Origin of the sequence: Streptomyces sp. SID486, from assembly GCF_009865385.1 — a bacterium.
In the GTDB taxonomy this organism is placed as follows: domain Bacteria; phylum Actinomycetota; class Actinomycetes; order Streptomycetales; family Streptomycetaceae; genus Streptomyces.
On record NZ_WWJT01000265.1, the window covers coordinates 1 to 7,761 of the forward strand.

4 protein-coding genes and 1 pseudogene are annotated in these 7,761 nt (G+C 74.9%); 4 read left to right on the forward strand and 1 reads right to left on the reverse strand.

Annotation, left to right across the window (positions count from 1 at the left end):
- Positions 1–249 (forward strand): annotated as a pseudogene (locus tag GT045_RS13155) (S1 family peptidase); the annotation flags it as partial.
- A 316-nt stretch (positions 250–565) separates the two neighbouring features.
- Here GT045_RS13155 and GT045_RS13160 read toward each other — a convergent pair.
- On the reverse strand, positions 566–2,707 hold the full coding sequence (locus GT045_RS13160; protein ID WP_161334277.1) for a SpoIIE family protein phosphatase: 2,142 nt from the start codon (positions 2,705–2,707) through the stop codon (positions 566–568).
- A 1,229-nt stretch (positions 2,708–3,936) separates the two neighbouring features.
- Here GT045_RS13160 and GT045_RS13165 point away from each other — a divergent pair.
- From GT045_RS13165 to GT045_RS13175, 3 genes are all read left to right on the forward strand, one after another.
- Positions 3,937–5,145 (forward strand): cytochrome P450, encoded by a 1,209-nt coding sequence (locus GT045_RS13165; RefSeq protein ID WP_161297859.1) that lies wholly within the window; start codon positions 3,937–3,939, stop codon positions 5,143–5,145.
- Between the two features lie 101 nt (positions 5,146–5,246).
- Entirely contained in the window at positions 5,247–6,599 is a 1,353-nt protein-coding gene (locus tag GT045_RS13170) for a serine hydrolase domain-containing protein (RefSeq protein ID WP_161334278.1), read from the forward strand.
- Between the two features lie 614 nt (positions 6,600–7,213).
- On the forward strand, positions 7,214–7,761 hold a 548-nt coding region (locus GT045_RS13175; protein ID WP_161334279.1), incomplete at its 3' end, for an AMP-binding protein.

Below are 7,761 nucleotides of genomic sequence, written 5' to 3' on the forward strand. Positions count from 1 at the left end.
GACCAGAGTGGTGCCGGTGACCAGTCGGGTGCGGGCGACCAGAGCGGTGCGGGCGACCAGTCCGGTGCCGGTGACCAGTCGGGTGCCGGTGACCAGTCCGGCGCGGGCGACCAGTCCGGCGCGGGTGACCAGTCCGGTGCCGGCGGCGACCAGATCGGCGGCGGCGCCGCCCCGGCCGACCCCTCCGGTGCCCAGTCCGGCAGCGGCACGGCCGACAACGGGTCGTCGTCCCTCACCGGGAGCCGGTGAGAGATCACCCGGACTCGCTGAGCCGTCCACCGGGAGGCGCCGAGCCGTCCCGCCCGGACCCGCCCGGCCGTCCCACCGGGGCCCGCTGAGCAGTCCCCCGACCGGTGCGCGCCGGACCGTCCCGCGGCGGCGCCCCCCGAGCCGTCCCCCCACCGGCGACCGGCACGCCGTCCCTCCACGGCGACCGTGCGGCCGGAGGGGGCCGGCGCCCCGTACCCCCTCCGGCCGCCCCCCCTCGGTCCGGTCGGCGGGGAGTGGTCCGGCCCTCCGGCGGAGGGCCGGACCACGGTCGTGCGCGGGCAGGCCGTACCGGGGCTCAGCCGTCGGCGCGGGCCCGCAGCAGCAGTACCGCGATGTCGTCCACCCGCGGCCGCGCCGCCACGCTGTGCCGGACCACCTCGTCCGCCAGCTTCTCCAACGGCTGGTCGCCGATGTCCGCGAGCAGCTCGCCGAGGCCGACCAGCGCGTCCTCGATGTCGATGCCGGGCGACTCCACCAGGCCGTCGGTGTACAGCACGAGCACCGAGCCGGGGGACAGGGACACCTCGGTCGTCGGGTACACCGCCTCGGCGTCGATCCCGAGGAGCGGCCCGCCGGCCAGGTCCAGCACCCGCACCCGTCCGTCCGGCCGGCGCAGCAGCGGCGGCGGATGTCCCGCCCGCGCCATCACGGCCCGGCCGCGCGCCGGGTCCAGCCGCAGATACAGACAGCTGGCGAACAGGTCGGCGCCGAGATCGATCAGCAGCCGGTTGGTGCTGCTCATCACCTCGTGCGGCGCCTGCCCCACCGTGGTGTACGCCCGCACCCCGGTGCGGATCTGCCCCATCAGGCCCGCGGCCGTGACGTTGTGCCCCTGGACGTCGCCGATCACCGCCGCCGCCAGGGGACGGGCCGGCAGCAGGTCGTAGAAGTCGCCGCCGATGTCCATGCCGTGCGTGGCCGGCAGATAGCGGGCCGCCGCTTCGATGCCGGCCGGCGGCGCCAGCGAGTGCGGCAGCAGCGCCTGTTGCAGGCCGTGCGCCAGGCGGTGCTTGGCGTCGTAGAGCAGGGCCCGTTCCAGGGCCTGCGCGATCAGCCCGCCCAGCGACGTCAGGACCGCCCGCTCGTCGGCGGGGAAGACGTGCGGCTCGGCGTACGCCAGCACACAGGTGCCCACCGGCCGGCCGGAAGCGGTCAGCGGCAGATAGGCCCACGCCGCGAAGCCGTCCGGGGTCTCGTGGCGGCTCGGGTACAGCCGTTCCAGCTCCGTGCGGGAGGCGAAGAACGCCGGCACGCCGGTGTTGAGCGCCTGCGTCCCCGGCGTGCGCTCGGACAGCGCGAGCCCGTCGAACCGCTCCACGATGTGCGGGGCCGCGTAGCCACGGTGCCCCAGCACGTGCAGCCGGCCGCCCTGCGAGCCGAGGATCGCCAGTGCCTGGCTGCCGACGGCCGGGGCCACCTCGTCCCAGACCAGCTGCACCACGTCGTGCACCCCCACCGCCTCGGTCAGCGCGCCCGCCAGGCTGAGCACCTGGGAGATCGTCACCAGCCGGGACGGCCCCGGGCCGGTCCGCGGAGCCTCGCGCGCCATGTCCGCCACCGCCCGCGCCCGGCTGATCCGCACACTGAGTCCGCTCGTGCTCGGGTACAGCCGGAACGACAGCCAGTCCCCGGGCGGCCGCAGCGCCACGAACGACACCACCTGCTGGCTGAGCAGCGCCGCCCGGTAACGGTCCTCGTACATCGGGTCGTTCAGCCACGGCACCGACGCCCAGAGCTGCACCCCCAGCAGTTCCCCGGCCGGTCTGCCGAGCAGCTCGGCGGCGGTCGCGTTGACGAAGCCGATCCGGCCGTGCAGATCGAGTGACACCAGTCCGTACGGCAGCCGGGACACCATCCGGGCCGCCTCGACCGAGCCCAGCGTGTCCGCCACCCCGGAAACCGGCGACGCCAGCACGTCGTGCTCCCGGCCCAGCCGCCGCTCGTCCTGCCCCGACCGCTCCAGCCGGAGCGCGAGCCGCCCGCAGGCCGCCCACAGATGGTCCCGCTCGTCCTCGGACAGCTCCGGCGGATGGGCGCCGGGCCAGGTCACGAACACGGCGCCGTACACCTTCCGCTCCGTCGCCACGGGGACAGCGGCCAGCGCGAACGGGTACGGCAGCACCACCGCGATCCGCGGATAGCGCAGGGCCATCTCCTCCTCGCCGCCGACCCACACCAGCCGCCGTTCGCGCACCGCGTCCGCCAGCGGGAGCGGTGCGCTCAGCCCGACCCGCTCCCAGGGCGCCGCGAACGCCCGGGGCATGCCCGCGTGCACGGCCATCCGCAGGACCGGTTCGTCGGGTCCGAGCAGATACACCGCGCCGGAGTGCGCGCGCACCTCGTGCATCATCGAGACCAGCGCGAGCGACAGCACCGGCCGGCCGGCCGGCACCTCCTGGGCCGCCGGCGCCGGTACCGGCCCCGGCCCGTCCGACACGCCGACCACCTCCTCCTAGGCCGTGCGTGGCATCGTGGGCACAAGACTCCCTCGGGGCGGCGCCCCGCGCACGGCGAGCGTTCCTCGCTCGCCGCCCGCGCCCCCGCGTGGCGGGTGCCTCGCACCCACCGCCCGGCCGTCCCCGCGTCCGACCCGCCCAGCACCGGGAGCGCGTCGGCCGGCCGGGGCGCCCGGTCGTGCGTGGGAAGCACGGGCGATCTCCGGGTGCCTCGTGTGCGCCCCCCTCGCGCCAGGATGGCCGAATACGTACGCAGCGGGGCTGGTCGTCGTCGTCCGTGGCCCGGATCGGTGGTGCTCGGAGGCGGTGATGGACGGGTCGGACGCGGGGTGTCGTCGATGGTCCCGCAGGTGCCCACGGCGTGTCGTGCCGCTGTCACCGGTGGCGGCCTCGGAGTGTCGCCGTCCGGATCATCACACCAGTTCAGGCGAGGTTCGGCCAACCGGCGGCACGGTACGGCGCGGTACCGGACACGGGCGGCCGGAAGCCGACGGGGCGCCGGCCGGCGCCGCGGTGCCGCGCCGCGGCGCCATGTTTTTCCCGCGCGCTCGGTTTGCGGGTACGGCGCCGGGGCACACGCGGGGGCGACGATCCGGCCGCCGAGTCGTGTGCGCGGAGAACCTGGCGAAGTGGCCGGATGGTGACGCAAGAGCACCGGGCGGGTACTCTCCGTTCAACTTCAGGGGGTTGCTTGCATGTGACTCGCCGTGAAGACTGTGGCCGAGTTCCATCGAAACGAAGGTGTCCCGAGGTACGCATCATGCCAATCATGGGGCGGCACGGACTGGGACTGCGTATTCTCACACCTCGTTTCGAACGGTCGGGGCTTCGGGCCCCGTCGTCCGTTCACGAGCCGGGAGGGTCCCGCGTGTTCGCCGCGCGGGAGGTATCGCCGAGGGGATGGGTTATGTCGGGTTGGCGCGCCACACGAGCGGGCTCGCCGCGGGGTCGCAGTCGGCCGCGCGGTCGCCACGTCCTGCATCGCATGTGTTGAGGGCCTCCGGCCCGTCCCGACAGCAGACCTACGGCGACTGACCGTCCGCCGCGTACGAGGAAGGCCACGCGGGTCACGCGCTCTTTCCGTCCGGATGTCCCGGCAGGGTGGCACAGCCGTGTCCCGGAACGCCTGACGCCCGGACCGCCCCCGGTCCACGACATGCCTCGGTGTGCGTGACTCCACCGTGCCCGCACGCGCAAGCAAGGAGACAAGGTGATCAGCAAGCAACCGACGGGCTCACGGCCCCTCCTCGACGAGTTACCCGACCGCTGGCGGGGCTTGCACGAAGCCGGTCCGGTCCGGTACGACGAGGCACAGGGCGTCTGGCAGGTGCTGGACCACGAGACCGTCGCCGCCGTGCTCGCCGACCCGGCGACGTACTCATCGGACATGTCCGCCCTGGCGCCCACCCAGGCCGACTTCGAGACCTTCACCCAGGGCAACTTCGTCGGCATGGACCCGCCGGAGCACCGCAAACTGCGCACCCTGGTGAGCCAGGCGTTCACCCCGCGGGTCGTGCGGGGACTCGAACCCCGCATCGAGGCGGTCTCCGCCCGGCTGCTGGACGCCGTCGCCGACCACGACCGGTTCGACCTGGTCGACGCGCTCGCCTATCCGCTGCCGATCATCGTGATCGCCGAACTGCTCGGCATCCCGGCCGAGGAACACCGGCTCTTCCAGGAGTGGGCGAGCGTCCTGTTCGGCGGCGACCAGCTCGGCGAGGCACCCGACATGGCCGATCTGGAGCGGGCGCTGGAGGCCATCGCCCCCACGGTGCGCCAGATGAACGACTACATGCTGGAGTACATCCGCGCCCGCCGCGCCGATCCCGGGGACGACCTCACCAGCAGACTCATAGCCGCCGAGGTGGACGGCGTCCGGCTCGCCGACCAGGAGATGGTCGGCTTCGTGGCCCTGCTGCTGGTCGCCGGCCACATCACCACGACCGCGCTGCTGGGCAACGCGGTCGTCACCTTCGACCGCCACCCCGGCACGGACGCCGCACTGCGCGCCGACCCGGCCCGCGTACCGGCCGCCGTCGAGGAGGTGCTGCGCTGGCTGCCGCCCTTCCCCGAACTGGGCCGCCGCGTCGCCAGGCCCGTCACCCTCGGCGGTCACGACATCCCGGCCGGCGCCCTGATGATGGCGCATCTGGGTGCCGCCAACCGCGATCCCGCCCGCTTCAGCGCACCGGACGTCTTCGACGTCACCCGGAGTCCGAATCCCCATCTGACCTTCGGGCACGGCATTCACTTCTGCTTCGGCGCGCCACTGGCCCGGCTCGAGGCCCGGATCGCCCTGCGGATGCTGCATGAACGATTCCGCATCCTGGAGATCCCTTCCTACGAGGACATCGCCTACCAGAACCCGGCCGTCATCATCGGCGTCCGCCATCTGCCGGTCGAGGTCCGCAGACCGTAGCTCCGGCGCGCCCAGCGCCCCCGGCCGGCCCCCGCACCGCTCTTCACGGACCGGACCGGTACACCCGCACATGAGACCCATCCAACGGGAGTCCCCTTCTCATGCCGTACACCATCCCCGCCGCTCCGGCCGCCGCCCGAACGCCGTCCCTGTTACACCGCGACCTCCAGCACCGGCTCGACACCCTCGCCCGGACCCACCGGGTGCCCGGCGCCCAACTCGTCCTCGACACCGGGGCGGACGTCGTCGCCGTGCACACCGGTACGGCCGACGCCGCGACCGGCAGCCCCTTCACCGGGCAGACGGCGGTCCCCCTGGGATCGCTCACCAAGCCCTACACGGCCGCGCTCGTCATGCTCCTGGCCGACGACGGCGATCTCGACCTGGACGAACCGGCCGCCGAGCACCTCCCGGAACTGAGCGGGACGCCCGCTGTGACGGTGCGCCAACTGCTCAGCCACACCGCCGGTCTGCCCACCGGACCGGACTCGGACACGGCCGCCGCGACCACCACCACCCGCTACCTCACGGCCGTCTGCACCGCCCGGGACCTGCTGTTCGCGCCGGGCACCGACTTCTCCTACTCCAACGCCGGCTACGTCGCCGCCGGACGGCTGGTCGAGACGGTCACCGGCATGCCGTGGCACGAGGCGGTCCGGGCGCTGCTCCTCGAACCGCTCGGGGTGGTGCCCGCGTTCATCGGCGACACCTCGCCGGTCCGTCCCGTGGCCGCCGGGCACGCCGTCAACACGGCGACCGGGAAGGCCCGTCCGGCCCGGCAGAACCTGGCACCGCTGGAGGCACCGGCCGGCGCGCTGCTCGCGAGCGCCCTGGACCTGGCCGCGTTCGGCAACGCGCTGGCCGGCCGCTCGGACCTGCTGCCGCCCGCCGTCGCCAAGGAGATGCGCCGCCCCGAGACCGCCGCCCGGCCGGGCGCGCTGGCCGACGGCTGGGGCCTCGGACTGGCCCTCTACCAGCGCGACGGCCGCGTGTGGTGCGGTCACGACGGCAACGCCCAGGGCACGTCCTGCCATCTGCGGGTCGATCCCGAGAGTGGTGTGGTGGTCGCCTTCACGGGCAACGCCGGGGGCGCCACCGCGCTCTGGCGCGACCTCGCCGACGACCTGGTCCGGGTCACCGGTGTACGGGTGCCCGTCGGTTCCCGCACCACCGACCGGGGCCGTCCCGTCGTCCTGCCGGAGTGCGCGGGGACGTACCGCAACGGCACCACGACGTACCGCATCGCGCCCGGACCGGACGGCGCGCCGGCCCTGTCCGTGGACGGCGACCTGGCGCTCCCGCTGGTCTGCTACGCCGACCTGTCGTGCGATCTGCTCGATCCGGCCACCGGGCGTCCTGAGCCCGGTGGCCGGTTCCACCGCGATCCGGCCACCGGACGGGTCGACCGGGTGCAGATATCCGGACGGACGGCGCGCCGGACCGACGACGGCTGAACCGCGGTGCCGGCGGTACGGGAACCGGCCGCGGCCGGTTGCCGGGGACCGCATCCCCGTCCCGGTCACCGTTCCGCTCCCGGTCTTCGTCGGGTCGGTCCCGGCGCCCGGTTCCGGCCCCGTCCGGCAGGAGGCCGTCGGGTCCTCGGGTCCTCGTTCCTCGGGTCCCACGTCCCCGCCCACGTCCCCACGTCCCCCCGTCGTCGGGCAGGGCGGCCGGGAGCCGGTGCCGGTCCTGCAAGGGCCACCGGTTCCGGTTCGGTTCCTCGCCCGGAGGCGTCCCCACGGAACCGTCCCGGGCCCCGGCCTCGGCACCTTCCCCGGTCCGAGTCCCGGGCTCCGGCCCTCGGAACCTTCCCCGGTCCGGCGGCCACCGGTGCCGTACCGCCCGTCCGTCCCGCACCGCCACGCCGGGCCGCCGTAGCGCCGTCCCGGCCGACCGGGCACGCCCGGGGGTCAGGTGATCCCCGGTCGGGCCCCGAACCGCCGTACCGCCGTCGACACCGCCGCACCGTCGCGCACGCCCGGTGCGCCGTCCCGGTCCAGCGCACCGCCCCCGCGGCGGGCCGGGGCCGTCCGCGCCGCTTCGTCCCGCTCTCCAAAGGACTTCACCCATGACGGACCTGCACGACAAGCCCGCACCGGCGTCCTCCCTGCCGCAGGCCGGCCCCGCCGCCGGCGCGCCGGAGAGTGCCGCGGCCCCGGCGCATCCGACGCTCGGCGAGCTGTTCACCGCCTGGGTGGCCCGCACCCCGGACGCGCCGGCCCTCACCGACGGCCGGCGCACCTGGACGTACCGCGAACTGGCGGCCCGCGCCGACCGGCTGGCCGCGCACCTGGTACGGCGGGGAGCGGGACCCGACCGGGTGGTGGCCCTCGTGCTGCCCCGTTCCATGGAGCTGATAGCGGCGGAGCTGGCCGTCACCCGCGCCGGTGCCGCCTTCCTGCCCGTGGACCCCGCCTACCCCGCCGAGCGCCGGGCACTGATGCTCGCCGACGCCGCGCCCGCGGTCACCCTCGACGACCCGGCCCGGGTGGCACAACTGCTGGGCGGCGGCGAGCAGTCGGGTGCCGTGGAGGAGCCGGCGGCGGTGGCCGGGGACGGTGCCGGCACCGCCGCCGACCACGCGGCCTACGTCATCTACACCTCCGGCTCCACCGG

What these genes read in the sequence shown, in the direction of transcription:
- GT045_RS13170 (WP_161334278.1), top strand. Translation starts at nt 5,247, where the DNA reads ATGCCGTACACCATCCCCGCCGCTCCGGCCGCCGCCCGAACGCCGTCC.